At 35.7% G+C, this 14,599-nt stretch carries 18 protein-coding genes, 1 pseudogene and 1 riboswitch; of the genes and pseudogenes, 8 read left to right on the top strand and 11 right to left on the bottom strand.

Annotated elements, in window-relative coordinates:
- Positions 1 to 18: 18 nt before the first annotated feature.
- The 3 genes from ACFQ3N_RS07440 to ACFQ3N_RS07430 all read right to left on the bottom strand — a co-directional run bounded on the left by ACFQ3N_RS07440 (position 19) and on the right by ACFQ3N_RS07430 (position 1,893).
- Positions 19 to 903, bottom strand: coding sequence for a GNAT family N-acetyltransferase (locus ACFQ3N_RS07440; protein WP_390361036.1), 885 nt, complete (start codon positions 901 to 903; stop codon positions 19 to 21).
- Between the two features lie 66 nt (positions 904 to 969).
- Complete coding sequence (locus ACFQ3N_RS07435; RefSeq protein ID WP_390361034.1) at positions 970 to 1,569, bottom strand: TetR/AcrR family transcriptional regulator; 600 nt, start codon at positions 1,567 to 1,569, stop codon at positions 970 to 972.
- A 120-nt stretch (positions 1,570 to 1,689) separates the two neighbouring features.
- A complete protein-coding gene (locus ACFQ3N_RS07430) occupies positions 1,690 to 1,893 on the bottom strand; it encodes an SHOCT domain-containing protein (protein ID WP_390361032.1) in 204 nt (67 codons plus the stop codon).
- 150 nt (positions 1,894 to 2,043) lie between these two features.
- Here ACFQ3N_RS07430 and ACFQ3N_RS07425 point away from each other — a divergent pair, with 150 nt between their 5' ends.
- On the top strand, positions 2,044 to 2,559 hold the full coding sequence (locus tag ACFQ3N_RS07425; RefSeq protein ID WP_390361030.1) for a hypothetical protein: 516 nt from the start codon (positions 2,044 to 2,046) through the stop codon (positions 2,557 to 2,559).
- A 46-nt stretch (positions 2,560 to 2,605) separates the two neighbouring features.
- Here ACFQ3N_RS07425 and ACFQ3N_RS07420 read toward each other — a convergent pair whose 3' ends face one another.
- Positions 2,606 to 3,775, bottom strand: coding sequence for a D-alanyl-D-alanine carboxypeptidase family protein (locus ACFQ3N_RS07420; RefSeq protein WP_390361234.1), 1,170 nt, complete (start codon positions 3,773 to 3,775; stop codon positions 2,606 to 2,608).
- Between the two features lie 257 nt (positions 3,776 to 4,032).
- Here ACFQ3N_RS07420 and ACFQ3N_RS07415 point away from each other — a divergent pair, with 257 nt between their 5' ends.
- A complete protein-coding gene (locus ACFQ3N_RS07415) occupies positions 4,033 to 4,449 on the top strand; it encodes a cytochrome C oxidase subunit II (protein WP_390361028.1) in 417 nt (138 codons plus the stop codon).
- A 25-nt stretch (positions 4,450 to 4,474) separates the two neighbouring features.
- Here the strand turns inward: ACFQ3N_RS07415 and ACFQ3N_RS07410 are convergent, their stop codons facing one another.
- Positions 4,475 to 5,191 carry a response regulator transcription factor gene (locus tag ACFQ3N_RS07410; RefSeq protein ID WP_390361232.1) on the bottom strand — a complete coding sequence of 239 codons (717 nt, stop codon included), beginning with the start codon at positions 5,189 to 5,191 and terminating at the stop codon, positions 4,475 to 4,477.
- 148 nt (positions 5,192 to 5,339) lie between these two features.
- Positions 5,340 to 5,448, top strand: a riboswitch (TPP riboswitch).
- Positions 5,449 to 5,553: 105 nt separating this feature from the next.
- Between ACFQ3N_RS07410 and ACFQ3N_RS07405 the strand changes: the two genes are divergently transcribed.
- The 5 genes from ACFQ3N_RS07405 (at position 5,554) to ACFQ3N_RS07385 (ending at position 10,165) form a co-directional block, all read left to right on the top strand.
- Positions 5,554 to 6,162: a YkoF family thiamine/hydroxymethylpyrimidine-binding protein gene (locus tag ACFQ3N_RS07405; protein ID WP_390361026.1), complete on the top strand. Its 609-nt coding sequence runs from the start codon at positions 5,554 to 5,556 to the stop codon at positions 6,160 to 6,162.
- Positions 6,155 to 6,736 carry an ECF transporter S component gene (locus ACFQ3N_RS07400; protein ID WP_390361024.1) on the top strand — a complete coding sequence of 194 codons (582 nt, stop codon included), beginning with the start codon at positions 6,155 to 6,157 and terminating at the stop codon, positions 6,734 to 6,736. The genes ACFQ3N_RS07405 and ACFQ3N_RS07400 overlap by 8 nt, the downstream gene beginning before the upstream one ends.
- Positions 6,733 to 8,397, top strand: coding sequence for an ABC transporter ATP-binding protein (locus ACFQ3N_RS07395; RefSeq protein ID WP_390361022.1), 1,665 nt, complete (start codon positions 6,733 to 6,735; stop codon positions 8,395 to 8,397). The genes ACFQ3N_RS07400 and ACFQ3N_RS07395 overlap by 4 nt, the downstream gene beginning before the upstream one ends.
- Positions 8,378 to 9,157: an energy-coupling factor transporter transmembrane component T family protein gene (locus ACFQ3N_RS07390; protein WP_390361020.1), complete on the top strand. Its 780-nt coding sequence runs from the start codon at positions 8,378 to 8,380 to the stop codon at positions 9,155 to 9,157. Before ACFQ3N_RS07395 ends, ACFQ3N_RS07390 begins: the two co-directional genes overlap by 20 nt.
- A gap of 438 nt (positions 9,158 to 9,595) precedes the next feature.
- On the top strand, positions 9,596 to 10,165 hold the full coding sequence (locus ACFQ3N_RS07385; protein ID WP_390361018.1) for a CotY/CotZ family spore coat protein: 570 nt from the start codon (positions 9,596 to 9,598) through the stop codon (positions 10,163 to 10,165).
- A gap of 132 nt (positions 10,166 to 10,297) precedes the next feature.
- Here the strand turns inward: ACFQ3N_RS07385 and ACFQ3N_RS07380 are convergent, their stop codons facing one another.
- The 6 genes and pseudogenes from ACFQ3N_RS07380 to ACFQ3N_RS07355 form a co-directional block, all read right to left on the bottom strand.
- Positions 10,298 to 10,426, bottom strand: a complete 129-nt coding sequence (locus ACFQ3N_RS07380) for a hypothetical protein (protein WP_390361248.1) — start codon at positions 10,424 to 10,426, stop codon at positions 10,298 to 10,300.
- Positions 10,426 to 10,790 (bottom strand): annotated as a pseudogene (locus ACFQ3N_RS07375) (ATP-binding cassette domain-containing protein); the annotation flags it as partial. The gene ACFQ3N_RS07380 and the pseudogene ACFQ3N_RS07375, both read right to left, overlap by 1 nt.
- The gene (locus ACFQ3N_RS07370; RefSeq protein ID WP_390361016.1) at positions 10,787 to 12,037 is read right to left on the bottom strand and encodes a hypothetical protein; all 1,251 of its coding nucleotides are present in this window, start codon (positions 12,035 to 12,037) and stop codon (positions 10,787 to 10,789) included. The gene ACFQ3N_RS07370 and the pseudogene ACFQ3N_RS07375, both read right to left, overlap by 4 nt.
- Positions 12,038 to 12,052: 15 nt before the next feature.
- Positions 12,053 to 12,883, bottom strand: a complete 831-nt coding sequence (locus ACFQ3N_RS07365) for a hypothetical protein (RefSeq protein WP_390361014.1) — start codon at positions 12,881 to 12,883, stop codon at positions 12,053 to 12,055.
- Positions 12,880 to 13,569, bottom strand: coding sequence for an ABC transporter ATP-binding protein (locus ACFQ3N_RS07360; RefSeq protein ID WP_390361012.1), 690 nt, complete (start codon positions 13,567 to 13,569; stop codon positions 12,880 to 12,882). Before ACFQ3N_RS07360 ends, ACFQ3N_RS07365 begins: the two co-directional genes overlap by 4 nt.
- The gene (locus tag ACFQ3N_RS07355; RefSeq protein WP_390361011.1) at positions 13,562 to 13,954 is read right to left on the bottom strand and encodes a GntR family transcriptional regulator; all 393 of its coding nucleotides are present in this window, start codon (positions 13,952 to 13,954) and stop codon (positions 13,562 to 13,564) included. Before ACFQ3N_RS07355 ends, ACFQ3N_RS07360 begins: the two co-directional genes overlap by 8 nt.
- A 235-nt stretch (positions 13,955 to 14,189) precedes the next feature.
- Between ACFQ3N_RS07355 and ACFQ3N_RS07350 the strand changes: the two genes are divergently transcribed.
- On the top strand, positions 14,190 to 14,576 hold the full coding sequence (locus ACFQ3N_RS07350; protein WP_390361009.1) for a hypothetical protein: 387 nt from the start codon (positions 14,190 to 14,192) through the stop codon (positions 14,574 to 14,576).
- Positions 14,577 to 14,599 lie beyond the last annotated feature (23 nt).

Raw genomic sequence — 14,599 nt, 5'->3', positions numbered from 1 at the left:
TTTTTATTAACAAAAAAATCAACTCCACTCTTTCTTCATAAAAACCTGTTTAACCGTTATTTCAAATCCAATTTCCTGAATTAATTTATATGTCGTTGCTCCTGCTTTTCGAGGTAGGTTAACTACAATCCTATTAATATCATCTGAGAAATCTCCAAATACTTTTGTTAAGAGAAATTTAGTCACCTCTTCCCTATTACTATGGGAAGGGTCTGCTTCACATTGGTAAAGTACTGTTGTGGTATGTTGAAACTTTTTATTAAAGATTCGCTTGAAATAGGCATAGCCTATTTCTCTTTGCGAACTATCTATTGCAATAATTGCTTCCCCATTTTGTACACTTTGCCATTGGGTCTGCCATGAATAGGACGATTTATAAAATGAGATCTCCCCTACCTTTTGTGGCAGTGTTTCTATAATAGAAACATCTTCATGCAGAGCATACGACAACCGAACGGGTTTGGAACCTTTTAGTGAAAAATTTGCAAGTTCATCCTTTTCTACATATCCAAAACCCTTATACAGCGCTATCGCCATTTTATTTTCTTTTATAGCTTCTAAGCTTGCTGAAGTTACATTTTCCTCCGTATACATCGCTAGCAGGTAATGCATTAATCGCTTTGCAACACCACGTTTACGATAATCCTTTGCTACTGCTGTTCCGCCATTCCAGGCAAATTTATTACCGTTAATTTCACGAATACCACTTTTAACAATTCCGATTGGTTTTTCCCCATCAAATGCAACAATTGATAAATTCGGGGATAAGTCTTCCATTGCCATTCTTCCTAAGAAAACATCTAGTGTAAATGAAATATCTACAAAGTAATCTTCAAAACCCAAATTCCATGCTGCTAGTGCATCATCTAAGCTACATTCTGATAATCTCTTAATGGAAATCAATTTTCTCACCTTCTTTTTTTAAACTGACTGTTTAGTTTATGAAATCTTAAAAGTAATAATGCCTGTTTACAACAAATAAGATAGCATTGTTTTTTCCATCTCTTTTATTAGCGCTTCTAACTCTTTTTCATTATATCGAACTAGTGCATGTAACCAAACCCCGTCGTGTAAAGACCAAAACATGGCACCTGCTTTCTCGGGATCGATATCTTTTTTGAATTCACCTGCTTGTTGGCCTTCAGCAATAATATCCTTCACTTTTCCTAGTACAATATCAAACCGATCGGTTAGAACGCGTTTTATTTCTGGTGAATCCGTTGAATATAACCAAAACTCCAAATGTACGCGCATCATCTTCTTTTTCTTCAAGTTATATGGAATATCCATGTTGATCCAATATTTTAGTTTTTCTAGTGGACTTTCAATTTCATTTAATACTACTGTTAAGTTTTCTAAAGAAGTTTTAGTTTGATATTGCAGTAGGGTAATAAACATTTCTTCTTTGCTTTTAAAGTAATTATATACAGACCCTTTACTCAAGTTAGAATATTGCACAATATCATCAACAGAGGATGCATAATATCCTTTGGTCGAGAAACACTCCAATGCCGCTTCGAGCAACGCTAATCTTTTTTCTTCCTTTGCCTCTTCTGAAATTTTCGGCATCTAAAACACCTGCTTTTTGTATAGTAGGATAAAAACTGACTAGATAGTTTATATGAAGAGTATATTCCAATACTACGCAATGTGCAACAACTTTATACCTGTTTTTCTAATTTTATTAATTTAATGTTCTATTTCTTGTTTTTTCCTTGCTTCTTCATACTCTTGTTCTGTGATTTCACCTTTTTCCAGTCGTTCTTTTAATATATCAAGTGAACTTTTTTTCGGGTTTCTTTTAGCTCTAAATCGTAACAAAATTCCTAAAAGAACAATTGCAATAATAATGGACAACCCAAATCTAATATAACTTTCAGCTAATATAGACATTTCGTAACCTCCTTCCACTATTACCATATCCGTTTCTTTTATGTTTTAAGCACAGATTCAAGGGATGTAAAACCCCCATCGGGTATATCATATCTTCTGTTTTCATGGAATATCTATAATTAGTGGACAAATTATATTAGGAGATGAATTATGTCATATACGCTTATCTTTATCCTCGGAATTTTTGCCATACAAAGTATTTCCATTTTATTCTTTGTAACATATTACCGAATGTGGATCTCAAAAATGAATGGAATGATCATTTCAATGGCATTAGGTATGACAACAGGAATACTAATTGGTACCATTCTTGGAGTGGTATTACACGGTAACCTGTTTGAATCAACTGTATATTCTATCATAATTGGGTTTACCATTGGTTTTATTGCAGGCATTCCTTTTGGGCTTCTTGCAGTTATTGACGGTACGCTTTCTGGATTAATGGGAGGCATGATGGGTGCCATGCTTGGTGAGATGGTTGCGATGTCCAATCCTGATGCCATGATTAGAATATTGTCGTTAATAGTTACGATGACTTTACTTCTAGTTTTATATACAGCGGATAACTCTATACGTAAAGAATCTAATAAATCAATATTCCCCTTTTTGAACTATCCTTTTTGGTTACTATTCATAATTGCACTTGTGTATTTAGGGCTTAATTAAAATAGAGTGCAGATAATTATCTGCACCCTAAAAATATTTCATGAAATTATTCCTCAGATTTACGAACTTGTCGGTAAATTATACCAACTATTCCAATAGTTAAGATCACCACAACAAGGATTAGTTTGGAAAAATCATCTCCGAACAAAGAGCTTGTCTGAACATCCTGCGACTTTGACATGGTCATTTTTGGGTCATCTCTTTTATCTTTCTTTACTGTATCTAAATGATAGGAATTTAGTACAGTTCCATCTTGATCGATAAGTTTTAAATCCCCATCTTCTGTTATTTCTTTATTCACCTGCTCATTTTTAGTATGTGTAAAAAATAGTTCCTCGGGAGTTCTGTATTCTTGGTCTCCAACCATAAATGTTATTCCCTCTGAAATACTACCTGTTTTAAAGTTTTCAAATCCAAAATCTAATAAACTAGTGGTGTCCTTGTAGGCTACTTTTTGCATATTACTATTCAAAGTAATTACAATCAGGCTTAGATCTTCTCTGTCTACTGTCGTTGCTAATGTAAAACCTGATTGACTAACAAAACCAGTCTTTCCACCTGTTATTCCTTCATAGGGCATCTCCCGCATTAATTTATGATGCGTAATAAGCAACGTGTCCCACTTCTCTCCGTTCCACTTCAATTCTTTTGTTCCAAAAATCTCCCGAAATATTTCATTATTCATTGCATATTGGGTCAGTTTAGCCAAATCTTCTGCAGTAGTGACATGGTCAGGATCATAAAGTCCATGTGGATTTTCTAAATGCGTATTTTCTATGCCGACTACGTTTTCCAGATAATCATTTATTTCTGCAGAAAACGCCTCAACACTTCCACTCATATGTTCTGCAATCGCTACTCCCGCATCATTTCCGGAATTAATCAACAGACCTTGTATAAGTTTTTTTAAGGGCACTTTTTCCCCTTCTTCTAAATAGACTCTCGTTCCTTCTGTTTCTCTAGCATTACGACTAACTGTGACAACAGAATCTAGTTTACCAGATTCGATTGCAAAGATAGCTGTAGCGATTTTAGTCAAACTAGCTGGGTACATTTGAGCAGTTGCATTTTTTTCATAGAGTGCTGTACCAGAATCGGAATCTATCATGATCGCCGCTTCACTATTTACCAGTGGCGGATTTGTGTCCGGTGAACTTAGGGCTTTTGGCACGAACATTATATTCAGAGCTAGGATTGTTGTAATGATTACTGTCATCTGTTTCACTATTTCACCTGCTTTGATAAAAATTAACTTAGCCGATATTATTCTAATTCAATTATAAATGAATTTTACCCCTAAAAAATATAGATGAATGAATTGTTAATTGCTTGTAACAGGTAAATTTAGGTATTTAATTATAATTTATTATTGTTCATTTTTTCGTCTCATTTTCTCCATAAAAAATGGATACTTTTATTCTATAATCACTATTGTAAAGGTAATAAATAAGAAATTAATTGGAGGGAATAATGATGAAAAAAAGTTTATTATTAACATTATTTTTAAGTTTAATTTTAGTACTTGCAGCGTGTGGCGGAGATGACAGTGGTGCTAACGCAGATACTAAAAAATCAGATAAAGATACTACAGAGCAAAGCGACGACAACAGTTCTTTAGAAGCTGAAGCTAACAACGAAGTTAACATCACAGCAACTAACTTTGATTTAGGCCAAGAAGAATATGTAGTACAATCTGGCGAGGAAGTTACCATAACACTTACAAATGAAGAAGGTCACCACGGTATTAGTATCGATGAATTTGATGTAAAAATCGATGGCGAAGGTCAAGCAACATTTACACCTGAAGAACCAGGGGAATATAAAATCTACTGTAACATCATGTGTGGAGAAGGACATGGCGAAATGGTAACTACATTGGTTGTTGTATAATTACGATAGATAAGAAAAGAGCTGCTCAACTAGGAACAGCTCTTTTTATATTATTAATATCCGTTCGATTAGTCCATTTATACCCTACACCCCATACCGTTTTAACATAATCATCAATTGGAAAGCCTGAATTCCTAATCTTCACCCTCATATTTTGTACATGTGAATCTACTGTTCTACCATCTGTGACTGAATTATAGCCCCATATCAAGTCAATTAATTGCTCTCTAGCAAATACTTGATTCGTATGCTTCATTAAGTGACCCATTATAGTAAATTCTTTAGGTGTTAACTTAATCGCCTTTTTATGGTAAGAACAAACATGTCGATCTTCATCCCATAGTAAACCATTTATTTCAATGTGATTATCGGTTTTTTTCCGGTGTGTCAATATCTCTATTCTAACTAACAATTCTTCTGCACTAAATGGCTTAATAATATAATCATCTGCACCTGATTGTAAGCCTTTAACAATTTTGTCTTGCTGTTCACATGCCGCTACAATCATTATAGGAATATCAGAAACGTCTTTGATTTTACTGCAAAACTTCGATATATTCACTTCCACCATCGTCAGGTCAAGTAAAACTATTTCAAAAATTTCTTCCCTTAACAGGGCTAAAACCTCATATTCTTCTTGAACCTGTTTACAAATGTGTTGCGGATTCAAATACAATGCAGATAAATCTTGTTTACGGTCTTCATTACTACTAATGAATAGTACTTTTTTCAATGAAGCCACCTCCAAATACATTGTTTCTAATTTCAGTATAAGAAGAGCTTACAATCATTTCCGTGACGCAGGTCACATTTTTTAAAGTAAAAATTTTAATATGCTTTACAATGTTTACTATCCTCGTTAAGATAGATGTAGGAAAACTGCATAAAGAATGTTGCACTAGGGGAGCTGTGAAACAACGGCTGAGAAGAACTGTTATGTTCTGACCCTTTGTACCCGAACTAGATAATACTAGCGTGGGGAAGTGCAGTCGTCGTATGGTATCTATACTTTTTAAGCAATCAAAACATACAACCAGACTGCATTCCCCACGGGATGCAGTCTTTTTATATTGAAAATTTTCCATAAAACAGGAGGAGTTTAGTATGACAGAACAAACTTGTGGAACTACAAACATTGCTGGAGTGAGCTTTTCGGTATACCCAATGTGTGACGGCTTTGTAGATATTATTAAAGATGCTTTAAAAGAGGTGGACACATCAAAGGTTTATATGAAAACAGACGATGTCACCACGACGGTTCGCGGAAAGCTCACACATGTATTTGATGTGACAAAAGCTACTTTCATGCATGCTGCCAAGACCGGTGAACATGTAGCATTTCAAGCAACCTACTCATTAGGGTGTCCTGGTGATTCCTCGGGTGATGCTTATATGGCAGAAGATGAACAGACCATTAATACAGAAAAAGTGAAAACAATGAAACAACCGGTAGGTGCAAAATTTTCGCTTTACCCGTTAGGTGGTGGAAATTATATGGATGTTATTTATGAACAAATCGAAGCAATGAAACAACATGTAACTGTTTCTTCTGCTCACTATTCGACTCGTCTAGATGGAGAAGCAGTTTCTATATTCGATGGACTAGAGCGTGTCTTTACAGCAACTGTTGAAGGAGGGTCCAGCCATACGGTTATGACCGTTTCCATTTCAGCAAATAGTCCATCACATAAAGGAGGTGTCTTCAATGAGTAATTGGCGCTTTAAAGAAATCGTTGTTATGGCTGCACTTGCAGTTGTTTTTGGTGTTGTATATTTAGCCTTTTTTCCAGTTGGTAATATCTTAGTTGGCTTCTTTGGTCCAATTGGTTACGATCTCATTTTTGGTATTTGGTTTATCGTTTCCATTATCGCTGCCTATATTATACGAAAACCTGGTGCAGCATTTTTATCCGAAACAATAGCAGCTATGGTCGAAGTCTTACTCGGAAGTGTAGTTGGACCGATGTTAATTATTGTTGGAATGATTCAGGGGATTGGTGCCGAGGCTGCATTTGCGGCAACAAGATGGAAAAATTACTCATTATGGGTATTAATGGGTGCCGGTGTTGGTGCCGCTATAACTAGTTTTGTTTACGGCTATTTCATAAGTGGATTTGCAGCATTAGATAGCGGCTATGTACTAGCGATGTTTATCGTTCGTATGGTAAGCGGTGCATTGATAGCAGGTCTATTAGGTAAAGCATTAAGTGATGGTTTAGCAAGGACAGGTGTCTTATCAAACTTTGCGTTAGGAAAAGAATACCGAAAGATGAAACGTTCAGCATGAATCCATTGATTAAAGTTGACCACCTCTATCTACATTTTGAGAATCAACAAAATAAGAACACCTTGTCAAATGTAAGTTTTCAATTGGAACATAACGAAAGTATGCTTATTCTTGGTCCCAGTGGGTGTGGAAAGAGTACATTAACATTTTGTCTAAACGGGCTTTATCCACGTGAATTAGATGGCGAAATGGGTGGGGATATCTTTATAAATGGTCGAAAAACAACAAACTACCGACCAGGTGAAATTAGCCAGTCTGTTGGAGTTGTTTTTCAGGATCCGGAAACACAGTTTTGTATGCTAACTGTTGAAGATGAGGTGGCATTCGGTTTAGAGAACATTTGTGTTCCCCACGAGGTGATGGATGAAAAGGTTGATGAAGCACTTCGTCTTGTTAATATGCTTTCCTATAAAAGATCAACCATAACTTCCCTTTCCGGAGGTCAAAAACAAAAGCTTGCCCTAGCATGTATTCTAGCTCTAGAGCCGTCACTTCTTATTTTAGATGAACCAACTGCAAACTTAGACCCTATTGCATCAAAGGACTTAATTTCAACTATCCATGCTTTAAAGAATAAAACTAATTGCGCGCTCATTATTATTGAACATCAGTTAGATGGTTGGGTTGAATTAGCTGATAGAAGTCTTCTATTAAATCGGGATGGTGAGGTTTTTTACGATGGTTCATTAAGACATGCAGTTGATTCGATGTTACCGCAAATAGAAGAACAAGGGGTTTGGCTTCCGAAAGTGACACAATATGTTTTAAACCAAAAGGGCTTTCCTAATCAGTTTATCCCTTTAACTATTCAGGAGTTTTTAGACCGCCCTTATCACCTCGATTCATCTGGTTGGGAAACAGTAAAAAATGTACGTCAAACAAATGATATTTTCATAGATGCTTCCACTATTTCATGGTCAAACAGACACCGTGATATTTTACGAGATGTTTCCTTACAAATATACAAGGGAGAATTCATCGCCATAATAGGCGCAAATGGAAGTGGAAAAACATCCCTTTCTCGTATATTAGCTGGTATTCAAAAACCTACAACTGGAACAATTCATGTTAGAGGAAAAGCACTAAAAAGCTGGAAGGAATCCCATTTACGCGCGGAAGTTGGCTATGTGTTTCAAAATCCAGAGCATCAATTTATTACCAATACTGTTTTTGATGAAGTTGCTTTTAGCCTGCGTTTAAAAGAATATCCTCAAAAGGACATTTCAGAAAAAGTCGAGGGTATATTGGAAACATGCAGGCTTTCACAACATAAAGACGATCATCCTTATTCCCTTAGTCAGGGACAGAAACGCCGTCTGAGTGTTGCGACCATGATGATTGATAATCAAAATATGCTGCTGTTGGATGAACCGACTTTTGGCCAGGATGCACAATCAAACTTAGAACTTATGAAACTTTTAGAAGATCGCCACAGTCAAGGGACAACAATGGTAGTGATAACCCATGATATGGAAATTGTTCACCATTATGCTACAAGGGTGGTTGTATTAAACGAGGGAAGAGTAGTTGCTGATTGTTCCCCTCTTGAATTATGGGAGAAATCAATAAGTCTATTACAGCAATGGCAGTTAGACCTCCCAGTTTTTGTTCAATTAAAAAATAGTGAAAAGGAAGCTTACTATGTTTCTACATCATCTTAATCCAAGTATAAAGGCATTGACCATTGTATTACTTGTTTTATTACTGGCATTGATTTTCGACCCCATTACACCACTGATCTTTATGATTTGTACAATCGCTGTTACCTTTATTGGTGGAAAGGTCGAATGGAAAAGATATCTGTTGTATTTTCTGCCTTTCACCGTCTTGGCATTTGGAATGCTTTGGACTACTATCGTTTTTGCTGATGCACCAGAAAACCCGAATGATATTGTTACATTTTTAGGACTTGATATCCCTAAAGAATCATTTTTAAATGGAATGGCACTCTCGTTAAGGGTATTAAGTGTTGCTTCGTTATCATTGTTGTTTATTTTTACTACAAATATTGTAGATTTCATCTTAAGTTTAATCCAACAACTAAAGTTACCACCTAAAATTGCCTATGGTGTATTAGCAGGTTACCGATTTTTACCAATGATGAAAGATGAATTAAAAATCATTAACTCTGCTCATCGTATAAGAGGGGTTAATCAGGCCCGTACGCTTAAAGAAAAGGTTAGCCAATACAAACGTTTTGCTATCCCTTTACTCGCAAGTGCAATCCGTAAGGCGGAACGAACCGCAATGGCAATGGAGTCAAAAGGATTTACCGGTAATAAACAGCGAACTTTCTATCGCAGCTTTAACACTTCAACATCAGATTGGCTCTTTCCATTGATTATGCTAGTAGTCTTTACATCTGCAGTATTATTATCTGTTAAACTAGGCTACTTTAAATGGTATGATGGAGTACTTTAGCAATGAATCACCAAGGAAAATGGAAGAATATCTATTAATCAAACGTTTGATCAATTGGATTAGTCTATTAGACGAGGATAGGAATGCTTATCACTAGCCATGGATAGTGATAAGCATTTTTAGGTGGAGTTATTAAAGTTATCTGACTCAATTTTAGCAAAAAAAGAAAGCCAGTGATCAGTTGGCCTTCAAAGGAGTGGTTCATGGGTTGATAGATTGAATCTCTTACAAGACTTGTATAGAAGATTCATAATATTTATATGTTGCTAATCATTGCTCTGCATCAGTCATATCACCCGACGCGGGTGTACATTTTTTACATAGAGACAACTTAATTATTTTTATAGAACTAGACCATTTAAACAACCAGTCTTCAACAATTTACATACATTAGTAAGTGAACAAACTAAATTAAAATTACTAAAGGAGTGATTTTCAATGGGCTGTAGTAGTAAAAATGTAGCTGGTGCTAGTGGTGGTAAAACTAAAAGTAAGAATGAGAATTGTGTTTGTGATGTGGTAAGAGATATCATAGATGCACAAGATCAGGTTACTAATAACGATAACTGCTGTTCTACTAGTTGCGAGCGTTCAATCGACCAACTTCTGTCCCCAACAACAAACGGAAATGGAAATGGTGCTACAACGATTCCGTTTATACTTTATTGTAAAGGTGATTGCCTTCCATTTATTGCAAGTGGAGTATTCCAAGATGAATTAGGAAGATCAGGTAATACCTTTTTTGGTTGCTTCGAAACACCTATTTTCCGTGCTAAAAAATTTGTTGATGAAGATGAATGTTGCGTGAAATTAGAATTGCTAGTAGCCGTTACAGAGGGTGGTGCGTTTGTAGAAGAGGGAGATCGAGTTTGTGACTTCTTCCCTGGTAATAGCAGACGCGATTTCCTTGCAACGGGAATCTGTTTAACAGTTGACTTAGACTGCTTCTGTGCTATTCAGTGTATAGACCCAGTTACACCTCTACCTTCTTCTGAATTCCCAGGTTAACTATGAAAAATTATCTGCCAAAGGCTATTTGATTATAGTCTTTGGTTTTTTGTAGTATCTATATAAAGTATACAAAAATGTGGTTGGATACGATTAGCATATCCAACCACATTCGACAATTATTATTAAATCTCACACCTCATTGCTTTTAAAACCAGTTAAAATGGTAACAACTAAACAAATTCCAACTGAAATAAGCACCAGGCTTAATGGTATGGAAGAAAATTGCAATCTTTCCGGAAGGTCTTCTTCAAAAGCCATTGCTGCTTTCTATTAGACTCGCTTTCCCCTTTAAAAATTAATGGTAATTCAACATTTTGAAAAGCAGTCATACTAGGAATAAACTGAAAGCTTTGAAAGATGAACCCAATATGATTCAGCCTAAGTCTGCAAAATTTGCTTCTGAAAAATCATTCCCTTTTTGAGATTCTATCCATATTTCACCCTTTGTTGGACGAATAATCCACTAATTAGATTTAATAGCGTTGATTTTCCTGAGCCACTTTTCCCTACAACAGATACAATCTCACCTTTCTCAGAAACGAAACATTATTTAGTACAGGCACCGTTGTTTTTTGCCCTTCCCTAATGTAAAATCATAACTCAGTCGTTTTACTTCAATCAATGATGATCCCCCGCTATCTCCATATCATAAAAATACAATGAATAATCAGATTGATCCGGAGTTGGATATTTCATTTCGATCTTGCCTTCAAATAATGTTTCTCCAGATTCGATCTCAGCCACAACAATAGTTGCTTCTGTATCTAAATCCTTATATCGATTTACTATAAAAACTTTACCCTCCGTTATCTTTATTAGAGGTTGTTCCATTCCTCGGTCGTTATCTTTTTTTTCTAGATCAAACGTTTGTTTAGTTTCTATTTCTTTACTTTCTAGACTATAGCCTGTGATCATTAGACCCTCTTGGTTTAATTCATTAAAATATACAGTTGATCCATTTATGGCTGCTCTTTGATTTTCTGGAACGGCACCGGATATCTTCACAGGTAATTCTAGCTCTTCTTGTTCACCAGTTTCTATGTTGTACACAATTACTTCATTTTCAATTACTTCTGCAGTGTACGTCCCATCTCCATGTTGAGCTTCTTCGATTACCTCTTTGGTAAAAATAATATAGTTACTTGACCCGGTCGTGTTACTTTGCTGGACGGCATTAATAGACGAATGCCTATTATTATTATTTTCTTCAACAGCCATTATTACTTCATCACTTACTATTTTTTGCTCAGATACATCAATAGTATAGGCATGAAATTCAGTGTTAGGCCCTGACTGATACTTTGGATAATTACGCGTAATTATTTTTATATTCTCATCTACCAATTGTACATCTTCTACATAAACATATCCGTATTTTAAATCCGGTACTTTTAATTCAAATGATGTTGTAGAATTATCATTCTTATCTAGTGTTGCCACGTCAAATGAAAAATCACTCGAATTCACGACGGTAGCATGAGCATTAGCATATATTACGTTGTCTTGATCTTCATAGATTGCTGAAATGTCACTCTTTCCTCTCATAAAATTACGGTAATCTTCCTGAAGTCGTTTCAATTCTTCATTTTGATACATTACTCCGATCCATCTATCCACAAAAGATGCTTCGCTAGCATAATTTGTCCCTTCATTTGACAATTGAAGGGTCTCCCCCACAAAGCGATTGCGAGAACCTTCTCCGTAATCACCACGCAGGGTTAAGGAATTTATTAATTCTTCATCACCACTTTTTGTTGTAATGACAAATTCAGGATAGTCTTCAGCTGCTATCACTGAATGGATATAAAATGTCCCGATCGTTAGAACGGCAACTGACACAATTGAAATTAATTTCCAGTAACGCTCCATTTATAATCTCCTCCACTACACTCTTATTTTTTTATTTAGTAGATAATTACTTATCCATATAGAGCCAGCAATCACTATAATAACCATTACTACTTCCAATATCAGCAGTTCAATCGGGTAGAAAAAACCACCCAACAGGAATTCTTGTATTAACAAAGGCGAAATAATGATGATAACTGCGATAGCACTATACGCTATCCCTAACAAGATTCCCTTCAAGCGAAAGCTTCGCTCAAATAAAATAGCTGTAAACAATACAGTTACTGCCATAAAACCTAGACCATAATTTATTACAAACTCAATAAACGTATTTGGTATAAGCATTTGTAAGTAATCAAAATCTGTAATAGCACCTACAGTTAAGTCCGTTCTAAAGTCCTTAGGTACCATCCACTTTAAAATGGTGCTTGCAACTGGTAACAATAATAATTGCACCGATATTAAGCCAAGAACCATTAAAAATATAGAAGTTGCCTTAGCCAGAAACACATTTAATCGTGCAGTTGGAAGCATTAATAACCGGTAGATGAATGTGTTTTTTCCAAACCAATCGCGATACCAGATTAGAAATATATAAAAGATGAGTGCAGCAATACATAATGCAATTGGTCCCATAAACCAAGCACTTGTCATCACTTGCATAAATGACATCGTCCCATACTGTTCTAGAAATTGTGCTTTAGGTATTAGTTCTTCATAAATTTGCTTATCAGCCTGACTCAAATATTTGTTTGATTTAACGATGACGCCTGCAATTTGAGTTACGATTGTGATTGCTATTAATACAAGATAAATTTTAAAAAAACGACCTAGTTCAAAGTCTACAAGTTTTAGATATTTCCTCATGGTCTGTACACCTCTCTCATCACATCAACAACGGATTTCCCTTCCTTTTCACGAACCTCTTCGCTATTGAATTCTTTTAATACTTCTCCGTTATCAAGTAACACTACTTTATCAATCAAATGTTCAATATCACTTATTTCATGTGTCGTGATAATAACACCACGGCCTTCCACCAAATGACTTGTAAATACTTCGGCAATTTGTTCACGACTGAAAATATCTATACCAGAAAATGGCTCATCCATTAAGAGAAAATCAACATCCAGTGCAAGGCCAAGAAGTAAATTAACCTTTGCCGTATTACCTTTTGATAAGTGAGCAATTTTTTCATCTTCCTTTAACTTAAAGAATCCAAGTAATTCTACTGCTCGATCCTGATTCCAGTTTTGATAAAAATCCTGCATAAATTGCATCGATTCAGCTATCGTCATCTGAGGGAGCATGGTAATCGCATCAGGAATAAAGGTAATATTTTCATAACTGTCTTTATGTAACTTTTCACCGTTAACTGTGATCCTTCCACTATTAATGGGAGTAAGCGCCATGATAGCATTTAGAATGGTTGTCTTGCCTACTCCATTTATTCCAATAAGACATGTGATTTCGCCTTTATTGGCTGTGAATGAAACGCCATTTAACACTTTTTTTCGACCAAATTTCTTTATAATATCTTTTACTTCAATCATGTTTCTCCCTCCATTCATTGTTCTCTTTCGCATACTTTTCTTTGACCATTTCCACCACTTCCTCAACTGGGACGTTTATCGAACGGATGGAGTTTATGAAGGTATCCACCGCTTGTATAATAAGCTCCTCTCTGACTGAGCTTAAAATTTGTTCATCTTTCGTAATACGACTTGGTGAATTTCGCTCTGTATGAATCAAAGCTTGTTCCTCCATTTCTTTATATGCTCGCTGTGCTGTGTTTGGATTGATTTTCAACTTATTAGCTAATTCTCGACGTGAGGGGATCTCCTGTCCTGGTTCTAGCATCCCTGTTGCGATCTGTTCTTTAAAATGATGAACAACCTGTACATAAACAGGATCCCTATTATTAAAATTCACCTTCATATACACAACTCCTACACCTCTTTTATCCCGAAAACTGTATTAGGCGATTAATACACCGTCCGCAAAATAATCCATGTATTAATAGCTTCATACACCCTTGAGGTGTATTATACGTTTAATACACTTTAGAAGTCAACTGGTATTTTGAAAATAATCTCTTGAGAATGACAAGCGTCCCTATAATAGGTTATGCTTTGAACATATAAAGCTTGTTGGAATGAAGGGGAGAATAACTTTGAATTCGTATAGTAAAACATTGCTTCGTTTTTCTGCAGTCTTTGCATTTATAGGAGCATTTTTAGGATCACATATGGCAGGTGCTGGTGGTTATGAGTTTCGAACCGTACATGCACACCTATTAGTTGTCGGTTGGCTTACCCTATTCGCTTGGGCCGTATACTATAAGTTATTTACACCAGCGAATAAGCTTCTTGCCACGTTTCATGTCTTTACAGCAATCATTGGTTCAATTGGATTAACAGTTGGCATGTGGCTTTATTATCTAAAACCATTCGACATCCCTGAGCCTTTTATCACTGTATTCTTTATCGTTGGAGGATCCATTTTATTATTAAGCTTCCTATTCTTTTTAATTTTAACGTTTACAAGAACTGAAGATTGATAGGAACCTGTCACATGCGAATC

This window comes from Virgibacillus byunsanensis (assembly GCF_042675965.1).
In the GTDB taxonomy this organism is placed as follows: domain Bacteria; phylum Bacillota; class Bacilli; order Bacillales; family Amphibacillaceae; genus Virgibacillus_R; species Virgibacillus_R byunsanensis.
This window is presented reverse-complemented; position numbering and strand designations above follow the sequence as displayed.

Bases quoted from the DNA above. Each gene is read 5' to 3' on its own strand.
- ACFQ3N_RS07435 (WP_390361034.1), bottom strand. From the start codon at position 1,569: ATGCCGAAAATTTCAGAAGAGGCAAAGGAAGAAAAAAGATTAGCGTTG.
- ACFQ3N_RS07430 (WP_390361032.1), bottom strand. From the start codon at position 1,893: ATGTCTATATTAGCTGAAAGTTATATTAGATTTGGGTTGTCCATTATT.
- ACFQ3N_RS07425 (WP_390361030.1), top strand. From the start codon at position 2,044: ATGTCATATACGCTTATCTTTATCCTCGGAATTTTTGCCATACAAAGT.
- ACFQ3N_RS07420 (WP_390361234.1), bottom strand. From the start codon at position 3,775: ATGACAGTAATCATTACAACAATCCTAGCTCTGAATATAATGTTCGTG.
- ACFQ3N_RS07415 (WP_390361028.1), top strand. From the start codon at position 4,033: ATGAAAAAAAGTTTATTATTAACATTATTTTTAAGTTTAATTTTAGTA.
- ACFQ3N_RS07405 (WP_390361026.1), top strand. From the start codon at position 5,554: ATGACAGAACAAACTTGTGGAACTACAAACATTGCTGGAGTGAGCTTT.
- ACFQ3N_RS07400 (WP_390361024.1), top strand. From the start codon at position 6,155: ATGAGTAATTGGCGCTTTAAAGAAATCGTTGTTATGGCTGCACTTGCA.
- ACFQ3N_RS07395 (WP_390361022.1), top strand. From the start codon at position 6,733: ATGAATCCATTGATTAAAGTTGACCACCTCTATCTACATTTTGAGAAT.
- ACFQ3N_RS07390 (WP_390361020.1), top strand. From the start codon at position 8,378: ATGTTTCTACATCATCTTAATCCAAGTATAAAGGCATTGACCATTGTA.
- ACFQ3N_RS07385 (WP_390361018.1), top strand. From the start codon at position 9,596: ATGGGCTGTAGTAGTAAAAATGTAGCTGGTGCTAGTGGTGGTAAAACT.
- ACFQ3N_RS07380 (WP_390361248.1), bottom strand. From the start codon at position 10,426: ATGGCTTTTGAAGAAGACCTTCCGGAAAGATTGCAATTTTCTTCCATA.
- ACFQ3N_RS07370 (WP_390361016.1), bottom strand. From the start codon at position 12,037: ATGGAGCGTTACTGGAAATTAATTTCAATTGTGTCAGTTGCCGTTCTA.
- ACFQ3N_RS07365 (WP_390361014.1), bottom strand. From the start codon at position 12,883: ATGAGGAAATATCTAAAACTTGTAGACTTTGAACTAGGTCGTTTTTTT.
- ACFQ3N_RS07360 (WP_390361012.1), bottom strand. From the start codon at position 13,569: ATGATTGAAGTAAAAGATATTATAAAGAAATTTGGTCGAAAAAAAGTG.
- ACFQ3N_RS07355 (WP_390361011.1), bottom strand. From the start codon at position 13,954: ATGAAGGTGAATTTTAATAATAGGGATCCTGTTTATGTACAGGTTGTT.